Source organism: Vibrio sp. Vb0667 (genome assembly GCF_033391095.1).
The window spans coordinates 1-1,043 of sequence record NZ_JAWPOL010000397.1 but is presented as its reverse complement, the minus strand read 5'-3'; the positions used below and the strand labels follow the sequence as shown (position 1 = coordinate 1,043).

Below are 1,043 nucleotides of genomic sequence, written 5' to 3'. Positions count from 1 at the left end.
AATATTTGCAACATTTTCTTTGATATCTTCATTTTTATTCGAAGTGCTAGTAGTAGCTAGGTAGGTTGGACGTTTGGTTTCTTCAAATAAATTGGATTTGTGCGAATTCTTACAAGTAAAGCTAGGAGCCCCTAAAATCCCAGTAGCATGACTACTGACTGAACTGTCCACCGTCAGAAAGTGCTCATCAGAACCACTTACACTTGCTACATAACTCACGGTTCCGCCAGCAATAATGGATGTACACTCACTGTCAGACGACAAACCTTTTGCTTTAGGGACAAAGTGCATTGAGCCAGTAAGCTCTACCGACGCACTCGTTTTTAGTACTGCACCAAGGCCGTTTCCTGTCGAAATTATCACTTTACTTAAATTTGTATTTCCCTCTTTAGATGTAACCAAATATTCATAATCGCTGAGCTTTCTTATCGTAGTAGATACTGCACAGCCCAGTAGAGTAATTGTTCCCGAAGGAGGAAGTACTAACATCTTCTCCTTTATTTGTGCAAAAGCACATTCCAATCCTCCTTCAGCCTTCCAATGTTCTTGTCGAGCTTTTAGTTCATTCTGAGCCACTTTTAATTGAAAGAATACGCCCTTTGATGATACGAGAGATGCAATCAAAGCAAACAATAATAGTATGGATGTTACTAACAACGTCGTGTATCCAGAACATCCAAATTTAGATCTCATTGCCAATTCCTTTGCTTAATTGAAAACTCTGCAACTTGATTAATTACGCCGTCTACAGTTTGTAAAGCCAAAGTAACATCCGTTACAGCGCTAATATTTGTGCCATTCGTTACGACTTTAGAATTCACTGTAAAATTCGTCACTTGAAAAATATCTTCATCAAATAAAGAACGGCAAAAATCCACACCATCAAAAGACAGTATTTGAGCTTGGGATACTACACCATTCTCACAGATTACAAGTTTGCTATCTCGCTTCTCATACTTAATATTTCTATAGTTTTTATTTAACGGAGAGCCATCTCTAAAATAAACAAACCCAATAGAAGATGCACCACTGACTGTTATTGT

2 pseudogenes are annotated in these 1,043 nt (G+C 37.9%); both read right to left on the bottom strand.

The window, feature by feature from the left end:
• Window positions 1-693: pseudogene (locus R8269_RS26195) on the bottom strand (hypothetical protein); the annotation flags it as partial.
• A pseudogene (locus R8269_RS26190) lies at window positions 690-1,043 on the bottom strand (pilus assembly protein PilW); the annotation flags it as partial. The pseudogenes R8269_RS26190 and R8269_RS26195, both read right to left, overlap by 4 nt.